This is a genomic window from Kitasatospora sp. NPDC048407 (assembly GCF_043200475.1).
Classification (GTDB): Bacteria; Actinomycetota; Actinomycetes; order Streptomycetales; family Streptomycetaceae; genus Kitasatospora.
This window is the reverse complement of record NZ_JBICXW010000017.1, coordinates 140,616-158,229: the sequence shown is the minus strand read 5'-3', so window position 1 is coordinate 158,229 and position 17,614 is coordinate 140,616. Positions and strand designations below refer to the sequence as shown.

The following is a 17,614-nucleotide window of genomic DNA, read 5'->3' as shown; positions in this document are numbered from 1 at the left end:
CTTCCGGCGATCTGAATAGGTACGTGAATCCCCTGCGCTCTCGTGCCGTACGGGGCTGCATCGCCTACTCCCCTGCGGCCGAAGCTTCGGATTCTCTGTGCCACTCGCGGTGCCACTGGACATATTCCAGGTCGACGACGTGCTGAGGGACCGCCGCAAGGCTCCGACGGGCTGTGCCGGTCACCGCTTCGATGACCCTCAGGTCGTCGTCCAAGTAGAGGCCGCCCTGGTCGAACTGCACATGGCAGTTGGGGCACAAGCACAGAACGTTTCCGGTGTAGTCATGACCCCCCTTGCCCAAGGGGCGAATGTGGGCACCTTCGCTGACCGCCTGTCGTGGTCCCGGTATCCGCAAGACGGTCCCGCACATCTGACACTGGTTGCCGTACCAGCCCTTGACCTCCTGGCCCACTGCGGTGTCCCGCCTGATCTTCCCGTTCCTGCCCCTGACCGCCCTGACCGGCATGTTCCCTGCGTCGGTATCGGTGCTGCGGGCCGGGGAGGGATCCCACCTGGACAGAGCCTCCGGTGAACCGGTCACCGCCGCAATACCGGTGCTGGTCGCGTCGAGGATGCTGCTTGCGAGATCCTGGCCATCGGGGCACAGCTGCCAGACCCGGTCCCGGCAGGAACGAGCCACCACGGACCACGCCGCATCGAGATGCTCCCCCGTGGTCACATCTGTGTCCTCGGCGAGAGCGAGGGCAGCGGCGATCCGAAGAGTATGGTCACCGAGGCGGAGGAACTGGGATTCCGGCAGGGCCGCCTGGCTGTCGAAAAGATCCTCTGCGGCCCTGACCAGGTCGAGCTTCTCCGCGGCCTCACCAGTCATGTCGAAGTCCACCTGGCGGGCCGCCAGCCCATCGTAGATGCGTGCAAGTTCCTCCACTGACTGCTCTGCCGCTGCCCGCACCTGATGGTCGGTGGCCCTGACGGGGCGCGTGTCCCTGCACTTGAAGATCAGAACCCTGGTGGACGACGCGGGATCGAGCTGCGCGTCATGCCGCCAGTCGCACTCCGGCATCTCCCACAGCACACCGATCCGAGGGACGTGTCCCGCCAGACCGAGGCTGCTCAGGCGGCGCCGTTCCTCATTACTGCGGTAGTCCCGGCCGTCCCAGGCACGCCTGAGAGCGGACGCGAGGAACTCGTCGGCGGACGTCCTCAACGCCCCGTACTTGATCGGGCTGCCAGTGAGCAGCATGGAGAACGCCGTGTCCGGCCGGGTCCGCCTGGCGGTGGCGGAGTGGGCTGCTCGCAGGCCGGTCTCGGTGGTGACGTCGGGGTGGAGGGTGAGAGTGGAGAATTTGCCCGGCCGGCCCGGTTCGAGTCCTGCGCTCTCCAATGCGGCGGCTAGCATCGGGGGCCGACCTGCCCGGGTCAGGAACGCTCCCCACACGAGGCAGGGCCACCAGGCCGCTCTGTTCACCACCGGTGCCACGGCTGCGGACCACCAGCACAGGGCCGCCGCGTAGGCGTCCTCGGCGTCGACACCGCTCTGTGTCTGCATCCGCCGTGCAATGTCCCGCAACGGACCACGCATCACGACGTCCGACACCTGTACCCCCTGGCATTGACTACTCGACCTCTGTTAATGATCTATCACCGGTCTCTGACAGCATCGGCCGGATTTGCGGGTCGGCCGCCAGGTGATGCTGTGGACGTCACCGGATGTGACGCGGGCAAAGTGTGTCCGGGTGGGCGGGGAGTTCGGCGAGAGTGAAGGTGGACGGGTCCGCTCAGTGAAACCTGGATTCGACCACGACCGCATGGAACAGACATCGCTGGGCTGCGGTGGCGATGGCTTGCAGTGTCGTCGGGCCGGTCACACCGGCGTACATGACGGTGCCTCTGGTCTTCTCCACCATCGCTGTATGCCCTCGGTGAGGCAGGCCGGCCCGGCATTTGAACGGCCTGCGGGTCGGCGTCTTCCCCTGACTCGACGGCGCAATCGTCAAGGCCGATCGTGGCAACTGCAGGAAGGTAGCGTGCTGGGGCGGTTCCACGGCCTTGAGAAACGTGCCCAAGCTGGTTTGTGGTGGAGACTGGCGCACAAGGGTCAACAGCTCGACCTGGTCGGCGCTGGCGCCCTGTCAGAAGGATCCGCTTCCGGAGCAGGTTCTGGGACGGGAGCCGTCACGCAAGTAGAGTCTGTCCGCTCCTCGTATCGCGCGCCCGGCCTCGCCGGCCCCGGTTCGACACGCGGGACCCGATTCGGCGGGCCCGGCCTGACGAGTCGCCGAAGCTAGGCCCGCCGAATCGTGGTGGCGTTCGGTCAAGGGTGCAGGGCGATGTCCGTGTTCTTCGTCCTCTCCTCGGGCGGCAGCGGCTGGGCGTTCGACTTCCGCGCGGCCTCGGCGCGGGCGGCGTGGAACGCCTCGACGGGGTCGCCCTGCTTCGCCCACACCTGAGCGCCGCACCAGCGGCCGATGAGCCGGAACTGCTCCAGCGCCTCCCCGTACATCCCGGCCTCGCCCATGTAGTGGGCCAGCAGGTGACGCAGGCCCGGGACCCGGGGGTCGTCGGGCCGGGCCGAGGACAGCGCCCGGGCGACGGCCGTCAGGCGCGCGGTCGCGGCGGAGCCGATCGGGACTCCGCAGCCACGCCCCTCCAGTTCGGACAGCGCGTGCAGGTAGATGCCCGCGAGCAGGCTGTCCGGCGGGGCGGCGTCCATGGCCTTCTCGGCGAAGTCCATCATCTTGCCGTTGGTGCCGTACCACTTGGCGCACCAGTACTGCATGCCCTGCCAGTGGCCCTCGTAGTGGTGCGGGGCGCGGGCGACCAGGCCCTCCCACAGCGGCTGGAAGCGGTCGGGCTTGTACTGGGCGCCGCGCGCCGCCGTCACCATGACCACCCACGGCGCGGGGTTCTCGGGGTCCAGGAGCGCGGCCCGCCGGGCCGCTTCGATCGCCGCGGGCAGAAGCGCGCGGAAGCGGGCCATGTTCTCGGCCGGGACCTCGTTGGCGAACCCTCCGCCGCGGATCGCCCAGGCCTGGTGCACCATCAGGTCGGCCTCCAGGGCCGCCGCGTCGCAGTTGTCCGGGTCGGCGTCCCGCCAGGCCTTCAGCCACTCGTCGTCCTCGCGCGCGATCTCGCGCAGCAGCTCGAACCGCGACCAGCGCTCGTCCCAGTCGTCGCCGGCCGCCGCGACGTACGCCGCGGCGGCGCGCCAGTCGCCGTCCCACGCGGCGTCCGCGACCGCCTGCGACTGCTTGCGCTCCCCCTCCGACGGCGGCGGACCAGGCCGGCGCGGGTCGAGGGACTCGCGCGGCACCAGCCCGTACGCCGCGGCATCGAACGACACCGGCACACGGCGTTTCGGCTTGGACCTGCGATTGGCCGGGGAAGAGACGGTGCTGTTGCCGCGGAGGTGGCGTACCAGGACGACGGCCAGGGAAGCGGCCACCAGGATCAGAAGATGTGTCACGGGTGGAGATCATCTCGGCGGGCACGGTGGATAGCAACAACGGCCCGGACGGCCATCGGGCACGGCGCACAACCCCAGCTGGTCGCCGTCTCCGCGGTCAGCAACCGGTCCAAGGCCGACAAGGGCCCCGACGCCTGGAAGCCCCCGCTGCGATCCTTCTGGTGCACCTACTCTCGGGCGTGGGTCGAGGTGAAGAGCCACTACCAGCTCAACATCACCGCCACCGAGAAGCTGGCCCTGAGCGAGATGCTCGACACCTGCGACCAGTAACCGCCGCACGACCGCGCGCGCTGACACCAGACCCGCCCCGGCACGCCACCCAGAACAGGCGGCACCCCGGCTGCGCCCACCGGTTCCCGGCCCGACGCTGGGGGGCATGACCTCGTGGACACTGCCCGAGCCGATGCTCATCGAGCCGGTGAGCAGCCCGGTGCTACCGGAGGGATGGGTGGCGGAGCCGAAGTGGGACGGTTCACCAGACACGAGAATGTGTCTCACCGAGCGTGCTTGATCAGCGCATTCGCCTCCACCAAGCTGCTGCTCAGCTTCACGGCGGTCGCTTCGCGGAGGTCGGGTGATGCTGTTCTTCACCGACAGGCGCAAGGTATGGAAGGTTGGACCGGTTGCCGAGCTCGACGCCGATCAACTGAATGTGCTCTTCGATTGGCGTAGGGGTTCCGGACGGGATGCCGGTGCTGCTGGACGACGCTATGCGTCCGGTCGAGCCGCTGTGCTCCTGGTTCCGCCGCCTGGCTATGCACCGCCTGGCTCCGAAGACGATGAAGGCCTACGCCCACACGGCCCTTATGCTGATCAACTTCTTGCACAGGCGGCAGCAGGACCTGCGCTCCGCCACCCAGCAGGAGATCAGGCACCGGGTAGGCGGCGTGCGGGTCGATGATGGTCGCCGCCCAAACCTACGACCCGCCGCCGACAGCGCCGGCGCACGACGCCCGCCGGTCCCGGGTCGTGGCCCGGCAGCGATGTGGGAGGCCGCCGGGGCGCGTACGCGATTAACGTCGATGTTCAGCCGTGCCGTTCAGGAGGTGTTCCACCGGGAATCTCTTCCTTGCCGCCGTCGGAGTAGTAAACGATCAGAAGGCCCTCATCCTCATCATATTCGTCTTCTTCATTGGCCTCGAAGAGCTCCTCCAGGTACTCCCACGGGTCACCGCCAGCTGCTTTGATCCGCTTCTCATCATCCCTGTTCAGGAAGCGGGACTTCGGCGCACCGTAGAGCCTGGGACTGCTGAGCGGTCGTTCGCCAGACGGGCCGAGCATCCTGAGGACGAACTCGGCCATGCCGAAATCGAAACGCGTAAATTCTCCCTCACGGTCACGAACTACCACGGACCACCGGTCGGGATCGGAATTTGCGGTATCCCAATAGAGGACGGCGTAGTCGACCGTTACTCCCCAACAAATGAGCCCGCCAGCCTCCGGCCATACCGGGTAGGGCCAGTCGCTATTCTCCAGGTGGAGCGACCGCGCCACTTCAGTGAGGCCACTGACTGTAGGTCCTTGCTCGAAGCCAAGAGAAGAATCGAGAACGGTCGCAATTTCCATGTAGTCGTCGATAGAGCCGGCCCCGTAGACGGCTAGGAAATCGCGATAGTCGCCGGGAAAGGCAACATTCCAGCTCTCGGCAACACTCCCCCAGTCGGGCGGACACCCAAGGGGTTTCGATGGGGGGACAAGAAGGGAGGAAAGCCGTTCTACTGCAAAATGCACCATTGGTTCATTCACTCCGCTCACTTGACGTTTGGCGTCGGCAACGCACTCTTGCACGCCGGAACTGCGCAGGATTCCGTCCCGATGTTAACCCAGCGCCCCTGATTTGGGCTATATATCACATTTGGCACCACATCAGCCCGAACATTACCGCGACTACCATGGGCAATCATGACAAAGGCATAGGGAACAGTCCGATTCCCAAGATACATAGCACTGGTGTGATATCTGACACTTTCACCATTCTCGACATCATCGCGGGTTTTATTCTCAAAATTAACCATACTTCCAGGCCTGCCGGGATCGGTGGGGTCCTGACGGGAAGCATTGGTTGAGCGCCCGCAGGTGGCCAGATTGTACTTTGATCCAGTGCCGCCGAGTTGCTTGCCGAAGAGGTGGCACGCATTGACCGACATCCTACTACTCTGCACTCCCATACTGTCGGCAAAATCCTTTGCCCACTCATAGGCAGGTGGATTGGATGAGGGGTCTGTCCCGCCGTCCAGAAGCGCCTTCGTGATGCACGCGTCTACGGAAGTCGCCCGGTTGCCGTTCTTTTTGTCCAGCGCGCCATATTTCACCCATCCGCTTCCACAGCCGTTGTCCTCGTCGTCAAATCCGTTGAAACTCGCTGTATCCGTCGACCCCTGGAGGATGCTCTGCAGTGATGCATCGACGCTGCCCGATATGTAGCCGGCCACATCGTCCGACAAGTTCCGAACGGCTTCCCCGGAAAGGGTTTGGCCGTTCTGAAGGCCGTTCATGGTACCGGTCGTCGCGTGGCCGCCGTCGCTGCGCGAGTCGTTGGTGCCCGGCTTCTCCTTGGTGGGGTCGCGTCGCGGTGGCGCTGGAGTGTCGCAGCTACCGGATCCTGCGGCCAGGGCGAAAGCAGAGGCGACAAAGCCGCCAGCAACGGGTATGACAACAGGTGCGGCTGCGCCTCCGGTTCCTGCGATGACTACGCCTCCTATGGTGGCGACGCCTACGCTGATGCCTGCACCCAGGAGCCACTTCCAGCCGGACCCACCGGAGCTCTGGTTCCGCACGGCGGTGTAGGTGGTGACCGAGTGGACGGCCCAGATGGACGTGGCCTGTGCCCGTGCGGCCCGCTGCCGGGCCCTGGGGTCGGTCCAGTCCGGATAGTTCGTGCCGCCGCCACCACCACCCGACCTGGCACCGGCACCACCGCCACCGCCACCGCCACCGCCACCGCCACCGCCACCGCCACGGATACCGATCGCGGGGCTGGTGATACAGGAGTTATGGCCGCTCGGGTCCACCCGGTTCAGCGGATCGTCATCGCCGTAGGCGTAGCGGTTGCCGACGACGCTGCTGGTCTGGGCGAGGTCGACGGAGTCGCGGCTGGTAAAGCCGGCGGTGGCGGGGTCATACCAGCGGCTTTTGGTGCTCACTTGACCGGTTGCGCTGTCAGTCCAGCCGCCTTGGTAACCAAGATTGTGCTGGGTTCCGCTGCTGGCGGTCGGCACGCCCCACGGATCGTAAGCCTTGGAGCCGCCGATCCCGGATCCGTCGGCCGCGTAGGTGGCGACCAGGTTGCCCCGGCGGTCGTTGAATGCGGCAGCCGCGGTGGATCCGTTTCCGATGGCCGTGAGCTCGCCGTGGGTATCGCGGCTGTACGTCTCGGTTCCGTCGGAAGTGACGTCTCCGGTGAGGCGGTCGTAGGTAAAGGTGTGGCCGTTTGTGCCGGCGAGTCGGCCGAGGGCGTCGTAGCTGTAGGTCTGACCGCCCTGGGAGGTGAGTTGGTCAAAGGCGTCGTAGGTGGCGGAGTTGGTGCCAGTCGTGTTGGTGGCGGTGCTGCGGGTGCCGCGCGGGGTGTATGTGTAGGTGGTTCCGTTGGCGGACTGGAGTTGGTTTCGCTGGTTGTAGCTGGCGGTGCGGCTGCCGTTCTGAGTGAGGTTCCCGTTGGCGTCGTATCGGTAGGCGTTGGTGGTGGTGCCGTTGTTCCAGGAGCTGAGGCGTCCGGCGTCGTCGTAGGTGTAGGTGTTGCTCGCGGTTCCGGCGAGGCCGGTCGAGGTCTGGCTCTTGAGCCGGCCGGAGGATGTGTAGTCGTAGGCCATCGAGGCTGTGACGGTGCCAGCGGCGTTCTTCAGTGCGTCGGAGGTGGTGTTACCGAGATCGTTGTATGTGAAGTTGCGGGTGGTGCCGGTGCCGTAGGAAACGGAGGAGACCTGTCCGCTGGGGGTGTAGGAGTAGCTGAGGGTCTTTCCAATCAGGGGGTCAGTCTGGGTCTTGAGCTGCTGCGTGGCGTCGTAGCCGAAGGTTGTGGTGCCAGTGGTGTCAGTCCGGCTGGAGAGCAGGCCGAGTTCGTTGTAGGTGTAGCTGGCCGATCCGAGGGGTCCGCTGGCGGTGGCGATGCTGCCGCGGTCCTCATAGGTGTAGGTCTGGGTGCCCTGGGGGGTGGACAGCGAGATGAGGTGGCCTACAGCGTCGTAGCCAAACGTTCTGGTGGTTGTGGGTGTCTCGGCTCCGCTGCCTGAGTGCGAGACGACGTTGCCAGCCGAGTCGTAGGTGCTGGTGAGGATGAGGCCGCCCGGCTGGTAAATGACGGTCGGCCTGGCGAGTACGTCGTAGGCGGTGGTGTAGGTGCGGTCGGCGATGTTGGGGTAGGCGCTGGTGGCAGGCTCGATGACGCTTTCCTGCAGCCCCAGGGTGTTGAAGGTGTAGTAGGTGGAATTGCCGTTGCCGTCGGTGTAGGCGCTGCGGTTACCGGCTGCGTCGTAGCTGAACCGGGTGGTGATGTCGGCCTGACCGGTCGGCTGGACCTGCCGCACCACCTGGCCCAGCGCGTCGTACCACGTCTGCGAGGTGTGGTTGTCCTCGTCGGTAATGGAGATCGCGTGGCCCTCGACGTCGTATGTCGCGGAGGTTGTGGCGAGGATCGTGGTCGCGGACGTCTGAAGGTTCGTGGAGGTCTTCCGCGTACCGGTCTGATTTCCGGCGCCGTCGTAGATGTAGGTGGTCCCGACAGAAGTGTTGTTCCCGTAGGCACCGCTCGGCATGGTGGCTGACGCCGTGTCACCGCCGAGGTTGTAGTCGATCTTCGCCGTCCGTTGGAACGGGTCGGTGATCGAGGTCAGCTGGCCCAAGGCGTTGTAGGTGGACTGGCTGGTCTGGCCGTTGGGCCCGGTCGCGCTGGTGCGGTTGCCGGCGTCGTCGTAGCCGAACGTCCCCGTGTACACGGCGGTCGGCTGGCCTGCCTTGCGGACCTGCTGGCTCAAGGTGGCGGCGCGGCCCAAGTCGTCGTAGGTGGAGAGGGTCACGGCGCCGACCGGGTCGGTGATGGACAAGTTCTCGCCGGCGAGGTCGTAACTGTAGAGCCACTTGGGGGTGGTGCCGTTGAGGGTGGGCAGGTCCGTTTCGACGAGATTGCCCAGCTGGTCGTAGATGTTGGTGGTGAGCTGATTCTGGGCGTCGTGGACGGTCTTGATTCGGCCGAGGCTGTCGTAGTCGATCTGGGTCACCGGGGTGACAGGCGTGTTCTGGCCGGGGGCGGTGTAGGTGTTCTGGGTAGTGGAGGTGTGCTCGCCGCCGACGTCGTAGGTGTGGGTGAGAGTGGTGATGTTGCCGGTCGGGTCCTGGGTGGAGGTCGGCTCGTCGTAGATGCCGTAGCCGGTGCGACTGATCGCCCGGGCGTTCGGGAGCGTGACGGGCTGGCCGGTCGCCGGATTGAAGACCGTGGTATCGGCAGGCGGGGCGGTGGTGACGGTCAGACGGCCCAGCTCGTCATGGATGTAGGTGGTGGTGTGGGCGGCCGGGTCGGCAGCGGTCACGTTACCGAGTGGGCTGACAGTGGTGAGTGGCAGGCCGCGCTGGTCGTAGGTGTTCTTCGTGATGCTGTCGGCGGGCTGGTTGCGGACGGTCTCGGTGAGCACTTGGCCGACCGGGTTGTAGGTGTAGTCGGTCTTCCTGGTCTCGCCGCCACCGTTCAGGACGCTTGTGAGGATGTTGTTGCCGGCGTCGTAGGTGTAGGTCTCCTTCCGATTCAGGCCGCCCGGGTCAAGCGTGGTGCTGGTACGGCGCCCAGCTGCGTCGTAGGCATTCACCACGGTGGTTTTGCCGCCGCCGGTGGTCTGTTGGGTGAGGTGGCCTGCGGCGTCGTAGCTGTTCTGCTGGAGGACGATGGTGCGCTGGGTGCCGTCGGGGTTGCGGTAGGCGTCGAGGTCGGTCTCGGCGACGGTGTTGTCGTCGTTGTAGTAGGTGTGGGTGGTGCGGCCCATCGCGTCGGTGACGGTGGCGAGGCGGCCGGCGGGGTCGTAGGCGCGGGCTTCCAGGATCTGGAAGCGGGAGGGGACGGGGTCGAGCGGGCTGCCGGTGTAGTTGTTGATTCCGGTTCGAAGGAGCCGGCCATTGCCGTCGTAGGTATAGCTCCAGGAGGTACCGGCAGGGTCTGTCTTGTTGATGGGGTGGGCTTCGGCGTCGTAGAGGTAGCTGGTGGCGCGGCCAGCCGGGTCGATGGTCTTGGACAGCTGGTTGTGGGTGTTGTAGGCCCAGGTGGTGGCGCGGGGGCTGTCGCCGCCGGTGGTGTCGGAGACGGTCTGGGTGGTTCGGTTGCCGTCGCGGTCGTAATCGATGGTGGTCTTGCGGGTGTGGATAGTGCCGGTGACCGCGTCGATGGTGGCCGGGTCAGTCTGAGTCAGCGGGTTGCCGAGGCCGTCCCGGGTGTAGGTGGTGGTGCTGGCGGCGGCAGAGCCACAGTCGGTGCAGGTGGTGGTGGCGGCGGTACGGCGGCCGAGGTTGTCGTAGGTGTAAGTGGTGACCAGGCCGGTGGGGGCGGTAGTCCGGGCGAGGTTGCCGGTTCTGTCGTAGGCGTAGGCGGTGGTGGCCCCGGCGGTGTCGGTGCTGGTGGCGACGAGCGCGGCGGGCTGGGTGCCACTGGATCCGACTGCGGTCTCGGTGCCGGCGGTGTAGGTGGCGGTGGCCGTGCGGCCGCTCGGGAAGTCCGGGGTGGCAGGGGTGGTCGTGGTGGTGGGGTCCCCGAGTGCGTTGTATGTGTAGCGGGTCGTGTACGTGGCGTCGTCGGCGTCGCGGGAGCGGGCGTCACTGACGCTGGTGCGGTGGTCGTTAGTTGGGTTGAACGGGTTGACGGGGTCGAGCGAATAGGTGGCGTACGCGGTGTGGCAGTCGGCCGCAGTGACGCAGGTAGTGGTGGAGACGGTGTTGCCGCGTTCGTCGTGGCCGGTGGTGATGGTGTGGCCGTCGGGGTCGGTGACGGTGTAGAGGAACCCGTGGGTGTCGTAGGTGTAGCGGGTGGTAGTGGCGTTGGCGTCAGTGACGGCCGTGAGTTTGCCGGTGCGGGTGTCCCAACGCCAGGTGAGGGTGTGGGAGAGGGGGTCAGTGGTGGTGACGGTGGTGATCTTGGTCTGGGCGGCCGCGCTGCCCATGGCGTTGTAGTGGGCAGTAACGGCGTCCGCGTTCAACACGGAGGGGTAGTAAGCAACTTCGGCGATGGTGCCGGTGAAGCGCCCGTCGGGGCTGGTGGGGTGGTTGGGCCAGGTGCCGTCGGCGGTGCCGGCGCCGATGTAGGCGTAGGCGGTGCCGTTGGCGAACACGGTGCGCTTGGTGGTGCTGCCCGCCGCCTTGGCGCCGTCGAGGTAGAGGGTCTGGCCGTTGTCGTCGCCGGCGAGGACGGCGTGGTGCCAGGTGTTGTCGTTGACGGTCTTGGTGGAGATCAGGGCGTTGGCCGTGTCACCGGTCCAAAGGGCACCGTAGAGCTTGCCATCGGTACCGATGTACAGAGCGGGGTTCCACTGGTCCACGCCGCTGGCGTGGGCGGCACCGAGCGGGAAGGATTGGTAGCCGTACAGCACGCCGGCGGCACTGGTTTTGAACCACAGCTCGATGCTGTTGGGGCCGCGGACAGGTATTGCGGTGCTGGGCAGTTGGGTGGATGAGGTGGTGCCGTTGAAGGAAGCGGCGGTCCCGTCAGTGCTGCCGGAGGGGCCGGTGACACCAAGGTTGATGCTGGTGTAGGTGCCGTGGCCCTGTTCGGGGAGGGCGGTGCCGAGGGTGTCCTGAACGGTCTTGGCGCCGACGGGTTCGTTCAGCCGCCAGTAGGCCTCGGGGGTGGAGTCGACGACGCCGGTGCGGTAGTTCGCGGACTGGCTGCCGGCCTCGCCCGCAGGGGCGGTGGCATAGCTGTAGTGGCGGCCGATCGTGTTGGTCTCCAGGGCGTAGCCGTAGTAGGAGAAGTCGGCGATCTGTCCGGTGAAGTGCCCGTTGGTGTCGGTCGGTTGGCTGGGCCAGCCGGTGACGGTTCCCGCGCCGAGGTAGGAGTACTGGGGGCTGGTGTATTTGGTGGCCCCGGTGACGGGGTTGCCGCTGGCGGCGCCGTCGAGGTAGAGCTGCTGGAAGAAGGAGCCGTTCGCAAACCCGACGACGAGGTCGGCCATGTGCCAGGCGTTGTCGTTGACAGTGGTGGCGGAGACGGCGGTGTTGGTGTTGTCGCCGTTCCAGACCTGGCCGCGGAGTTTGCCGTCGGCGCCGACGTACAGGACGGGTGTGTAGGTGGCCGGGGTGGCGCCGCCGATGGGATCGGACTGGTAGCCGTAGATGACGCCAGGCTTCGCGGTCTTGAACCAGACCTCGACGGTGGCGGTGTTGCCGATGTGCGGGGCCGCGTTGGTGGGCAGTTGGACGTACGAGGTGGTGCCGTTGAACGTCGCCGTGTTGGTGTTTCCGGTGGTGTAGGGGCCGCCCGCGGTCAGGGTGGTGTTGGAGTAGCTGCCCTGGTTTTGGGCCAGGGCCTGGGAGGTGAGCAGGTCGGAGGCCTGGTTCCCGGCGGTGTCGTTCAGGCGCCAGTAGCCGGAGGGGCGGGCGTCGACGACGGCAGCGTCGTACGCGGCCGTGCCGTTGGCGGCCTGGGTGTACAGGGCTGCGGCGTTGATGCCGTGGTCGAAGGCGGCGACGCCGGCGATCTGGCCGTTGAAGTGGCCGGACGGGTCGGTCGGCTTGCTGGGCCAGCCGCCGTCCGAGGTGCCGGCGCCGAGGTAGACGTGGGTCTGCCCGTTCGACTTGATGTCTCCCGTGAGCGTGCCTGCGGCCTGGCCGTCGAGGTAGAGGGTCTGGCTGGTGGGGTTGTCGGCGGACAGGACGGCCTGGTGCCACTTGCCGTCGGTGACCGTAGCCGTGGTCGCGAGGGTCTTCGTGGGGTCGCCGGTCCAGAACTGGCCGTGGAGTTTGCCATCGGCGCCGACGTACAGGGCCGGGTCCCACTTGTCGACGCCCGCGGTGTGGGCACCGCCGATGGGGAAGGACTGGTAGCTGATCAGAACGCCGGGGCCAGTGGTCTTGAACCACAGGGCGAAGGCGCCGGTGCCGGTGGTGGGTGCGTAGGCGGCAGGGATCTCGGCCCAGGAGGTGCTGCCGTCGAAGGTTGCTGCAGTGCTGCCAGTGGTGGGGCCGGCCGCACCGAGCGCAACGTTGGAGTAGGTGCCGTTGTTGGGGGTGGGGCGCGGGGTGTAAACGGCGTTGGTCGCCTGTCCCGCCTTGCCCTCCGCGAGGCGCCAGTAGCCGGCAGGGCGGGAGCCGAGGACAGCGCTGCGGTACTCCTGTTCGGAGCCGGACACGGTGGGCTGGTTGAGCTTCCAGACGCCACCGTTGGGGTCGGTGTACTGGGTCGCGCGGTCGTTGACGGTGTCGTAGCTGACGGCGAGTTTGGTCTTGCCCGAGGGCAGGGCGATGTTGGTGAGTTCGGCGGACGGCTTCTGCGCGGCAGCCCACTGGGCCGCGACGGCGGGTGCGCCGAGGGTGTGGTTGTAGAACGCGACGTCGCTGATGGTGCCGTTGAAGTAGCTGGCGTGGCCGGTGTTGTCGCTGCCGTTGTAGAACGGCTCATCGGGCCAGCCGCCGCCGATGAAGCCGCCGCCGACGGTCCCGACGCGCTGGCCGGGGGCGACGACCTGGCCACTGCGGGTGCCCTGGGCTGCGCCGTCGAGATAGAGGGTCTGGGTGTCACCGGCGGCGGTCAGCAGCGCGTGGTGCCACTTGCCGTCGTTGACCGTGCTGGTCGAGGCGATCGGGTTGGCCCAGCCGTTCCACAGTTCGCCGTAGAGCTTGCCGGAGGTGCCGACATACAGGGCCGGAGTGTAGTTGCCGGGTGTGGTGGCGGCGGGGAACGAGTCGTTCTGATAGCCGAACAGCACACCCTGGCCGGTGGTCTTGAACCACAGGCCGATGGTGGCGTAGGACGAGGTGTCCAGCAGGCTGCGGGGCAGGGTGACAACGCCGGAGGTGCCATTGAAGGTCGCGGCGGTGGCGGCGGAGCCTGCGCCGGGGCCGGCGGTGCCGAGGGTGATGCCCTGGGCGGAATAGGCGGCCTTGTCGGTGCCCTGGTTGGCGATTACCTCACTGTTCGCGGTGGTGCCGGAGGCCTCGCCCAGCCGCCAGTAGGAGGCGGGCGCGGCGTCCGCGACGGCCGAGCGCAGGTGCGAGCCGGAGGTGTAGGTGTATGTGGTGCAGGGGCGGGTGGTGTTGGTGCCCGCGGGCGGGGTGCAGACCTGAGTCAGCCGGTCAGGGTTGGCGCTGTCGTAGGCGTAGGTCCAGGAGAGAGCTGTGGTGGCGTCACCGGCGGTCACCGGGTCGGTCGTGACCTGCGCGACGTGCCCGCCGTCGGCGGTCCAGGTGAAGTGCAGGGCGCGGCCGGAGGCCTGGTCGGTGACGGTGTCGAGCTTGCCGCCGGTGTAGTGCAGCGCCTGGATGTGCTGCTGGCGGTCGGTGATCTGCGACAGCAGGAACCCGGTGCCGGAAGGCTGGGCGAAGGTGTAGTTGGTGCCGGTCTTGTCGACAAGGGTGAAGCCGCCGCCGGTGCGGGCCGCCAGGGTCTCGAACTCACCTGCGGGCGAGGTGTAGAGCGCCATGCCGGTCGTCGTCCGGGATGGTCCGCTCCAAGCGCTGCCGCTGTGGTACAGGTACTGAACGCCGGTCGCGCGGTCAACGGCGAGGATGTCCGTGCCGGGATCGCCCGGGAGTCCGTTCACGGTGGCGAGGTCACGCATGGTTGTCCAGCTGGTACCGATTTGTACCGGTGCGGCGAAGGTCGAGGTACCAAGGGCGGCATTTCCGGTGCCCAGGTACTCCATCAGCGCGCCAGTGCTGGTCTGCACGCCGACAACGTCGCCCTTGCCGTCGTGGTTGAAGTCGCCGCCGACCAGTTCGCTGATGCCGTTCCAGCCAGTGCCGAGGCTCACCCTGGTCCCGGGCCTGCCGTCGGCGGCCAGCGGGTAGGCATACAGAATGCCTGTGGACTTCTCGACCGCCACCAAGTCCTTGCGGCCATCGGCGGCCAGCGGCGGCGTCACCGCCAACCCGGTCATGCCGTTCCAGCCGGACGATCCGACCGTGATGGGCTCCTCGAAGCCACCACCGGCCCGACCGAGATAGAGTCGCAGGCTGCCGTCGCTGGTAGCTACGCCGTACAGGTCGCCGACGCTGTCACCTGTCACATCCCCGCCGGTGATCTGGGACAGGCCGTTCCAGCCCTCCCCCATCAACTTGCGTTCGGCCTGGGAGTACCCGGGCCCGGGAAACAGCCAGAGCTTTCCGGTGCTGGTGTCGACGGCCACAGCGTCGCCAATGCCGTCGCCGGTCTGGTCACCGACGCCGGCGAGCTCTCCGAGCTGGAAGTCGTTGCGGCCGAACCGCTCGGCACGACCGCTGGTCGTCGTGACCACGACGGAGCCGGTGGAGTCGCCGTCGGGTACCACGGCCATGTCGTACTGGGAGGACCAGCCTGACCCAAACAGGGTCGTAGTTCGTGGGTCGAGCGAGTTGTATGCGCGGGTGACTGACAATGCCGGGCCGACGGATTGCACCGACGCGTCCGTGGCGGAGGTGGTGTAGTTGCCGACCTGAGGATCGAACGACCGGGTGGCACCGTTGCCTGCGGACTCGCCCAGGCGGGAAGTAATGAGCGGCTGCTGGACGGCGGTCTTCAGGGGGATCGGGTTGGACCAGGCGCTGGACGCCTGGCCGTCGAAGACTCGGACGGTCCAGGTGTAGGACTCATTCCAGGCCAAGTGGCCAGCTGGCACCGCGTAGGATTGGTTGGTGACCCAGCCGGAGTCGGTCAGCAGAGTCGTGCCCGCGTAGACCTGGAACTGGTACTGGAGGCCAGTGCCGGGGTAGTTGTCGGGGTCGTGCCCAGCGGCGTAGAGCTGCGGGGAGAGCGTGCCCACGACGGTGTTCCCGGGGGGTTCAGCGGCGTCGATTTGCGGCGGGACATTCTGCGAACTTACCCAGGTGCAGTTGTGATACGGCACGCCGTAGGAGTCGTGCAGGGAGGTGGTGCCGTTGACGTAGCCGTCCCAGCAGAGGATGTAGGCGCGATTGTTGGGCAGCGGCGGGATCACGCCGTTGACGGTCACGCTTTCGCCGGTCTTGACCAGGCCGGGAACACCGGTCAGCGGGGCATTGCCGACTGACTGCTCGCCCCAGTTGTCGTCGAAGAGGCGGGCCTTGACCTGCATGCTGGTGGAGTTCCACCAGTTCGAGGCGAGATTGGTCAGCGTCACCTGCTGCGAACCGGTGGAGTTCGACGTGGGCGGCGTGTAGGAGCCGTTGGTGGTGTAGTCGGCCGCCCAGCCGCTGTAGGTGATCGCAAGGTAGGGCGGGTAGCTGGTGTTGACGCTGTCGAACTTCTTCCACGCGTTCGAGTCGGTGGTGGATGCGGTGACGGCGAGACCGTAGTTCGCGCCGCCGTTCGTCCAGCTGTTCACCAGCTGTGATCCGGGGGACGTCGGGTCCGCTCCGATCGGGATCGTCTCCCACTGGACGCCGTTCGAACAGGTGTCACCACCGTAGAAGGACGCCTCGCCGAGCTGCTGTCCGATGTTCAGGCCCGGGTAGGTCGAGATGCCGGAGGGGTTCCAGCCGTTGGTGATCTGCTTGATGTAGACCGAGTGTCCCTTGCACTCGTAGGAATGCGTGACGGCCATGTGCACGGAGGCGGAGAGCACGTAGTTGCGGCCGACGCTGCTGGATACAGCGGGAAAGTACAGGTAGCTGTTGGCGATCTGCCCGCCGCCGTTGTAGGTGCCGACCTTGAGCTCGGAGTCGCTGGAGAAGTTCGCGGTGACGCCGGTCATCACATAGGTCGACTGGCCGACGTTCACGTTGGTCGAGGTCGTCGGGTCCACCCGGACCGGGTAGGCACGGGAAGAGTCGTGCAGCCAGGCGGCATCGAGGTCCATCTTCAGGGCGGGACGCCCGTCGACCTCGGCAAGCGAGTAGTGGACGCCACCAGACTTGGTGCCTTCGCCGGACGCGGGGTCCTTGGCCGCGTCTTCCATGAAGCCTTGTGGGATGGTCAGCCGGATGGCACCGGCGCCATCGGTGAACCGAACCTCGCCGTCCTTGCCGATGGACGTTTCAAGGCCAGTCAGGCTGAGCGGGAAAACCCAGCTGGTGGGCGCGGACGCGTCGTGGAGAACCAGCGACTCCTTGATCCCTTGTGCCAGAGCGTTGTAGACGACGTCAGTGGAGGGTCCGGCAAGCGGGTAGGTGACCGTGTCGCCCTTGGCCTGAGCCGCCACCGGCGCGGCTCCTTGGAGGGAGTAGGCGACCCGGTGGCTCGAGTCGAGCTGAAGGGCAATCAGATCGTGTGCGTCCGCGCGGGGGGCGAATGACGCGCTGATGCTGTTTGCGCTCTCGCGCAGCCTCCCGTCCGAGCCGGCGACGAGGCCGGTGTCGATGTCGGCCCATGAGCCGTCGGCCTTCTTGAAATGTACGGGCCGCGAGTAGAGCCGTTCCGTCATGGTGCCATCGGCGTTGAGGAAGACGGAGCTGGTCTCGGTGCGCTCGGATTTCAGTTCGGTGCCTGCGGTCGTCGGGCCAGGTATGCCAGTCGTTGCCGAGGCGTCTGACGCTCCGTCGCTACCGTCGGCCCGGCCTTCCGGCCGCACCGCATCGGACGGCTGGACCGTCTGTCCCTGCTGGGGTGCAGTGCTTGTCGACACCGCCCCCGGGCCATGGTCGTGCGCGCCCTGGTCCTCCGGGAGTTCGCCATCGCCGGGACGATGTGCGTCACCCTGTTTTCCAGCACTCTTCGCGCGGGTCGTATCGGCACTGACGGCACCGTCGCGGCCGTCAGCGGACCCGGAGCGCTGCTGCGGCACGTCGGGGCTGGCGAAGTACTGGGGTGCCTTGCTCTCCGCGAAGGCGAGGGCGTCCTGCGTACCGAGAGAGACGACCAGCATCAGCACGACGATCACAGAGGTCGCGAGCGAGGGACGGCGCAGCACAGACCGGAACGGCCGGATGTGGTGCTTCCGGAGCCGAATGATTTGAGCCGCCGCAATGAGGTTTGACCACACACGGAACCAGACGCGACGCACTTGCCGTCCCCTACCAGGAGCAATCGCACCGCCCTTGTGGCGATGGACAGCGAACTGGATACCCCCTAGGGGCGTGCACGTACAACTGCACTCGCGTCCTGGTTGG

General features: G+C 66.8%; 5 protein-coding genes. 1 reads left to right on the top strand and 4 read right to left on the bottom strand.

Annotation, left to right across the window (positions count from 1 at the left end; all coding sequences use genetic code 11):
• Nucleotides 1-64: 64 nt before the first annotated feature.
• Nucleotides 65-1,558 carry an HNH endonuclease gene (locus ACGFWJ_RS27295; RefSeq protein WP_392954328.1) on the bottom strand — a complete coding sequence of 498 codons (1,494 nt, stop codon included), beginning with the start codon at nt 1,556-1,558 and terminating at the stop codon, nt 65-67.
• A 717-nt stretch (nt 1,559-2,275) separates the two neighbouring features.
• A complete protein-coding gene (locus tag ACGFWJ_RS27290) occupies nt 2,276-3,427 on the bottom strand; it encodes a hypothetical protein (protein ID WP_392954326.1) in 1,152 nt (383 codons plus the stop codon).
• Between ACGFWJ_RS27290 and ACGFWJ_RS27285 the strand changes: the two genes are divergently transcribed.
• Nucleotides 3,419-3,697: a hypothetical protein gene (locus tag ACGFWJ_RS27285; RefSeq protein ID WP_392954324.1), complete on the top strand. Its 279-nt coding sequence runs from the start codon at nt 3,419-3,421 to the stop codon at nt 3,695-3,697. The genes ACGFWJ_RS27290 and ACGFWJ_RS27285 overlap by 9 nt on opposite strands.
• Before the next feature lie 756 nt (nt 3,698-4,453).
• On the opposite strand, the gene ACGFWJ_RS27280 is transcribed toward ACGFWJ_RS27285, so the two are convergent.
• Both ACGFWJ_RS27280 and ACGFWJ_RS27275 read right to left on the bottom strand, forming a co-directional pair.
• Nucleotides 4,454-5,173, bottom strand: a complete 720-nt coding sequence (locus tag ACGFWJ_RS27280) for a hypothetical protein (protein WP_392954322.1) — start codon at nt 5,171-5,173, stop codon at nt 4,454-4,456.
• A gap of 5 nt (nt 5,174-5,178) precedes the next feature.
• Nucleotides 5,179-17,508, bottom strand: coding sequence for a LamG-like jellyroll fold domain-containing protein (locus ACGFWJ_RS27275; protein ID WP_392954320.1), 12,330 nt, complete (start codon nt 17,506-17,508; stop codon nt 5,179-5,181).
• Between the last annotated feature and the right edge of the window lie 106 nt (nt 17,509-17,614).

Coding starts and splice junctions, on each gene's coding strand:
- ACGFWJ_RS27285 (WP_392954324.1), top strand. CDS start 3,419: ATGTGTCACGGGTGGAGATCATCTCGGCGGGCACGGTGGATAGCAACA.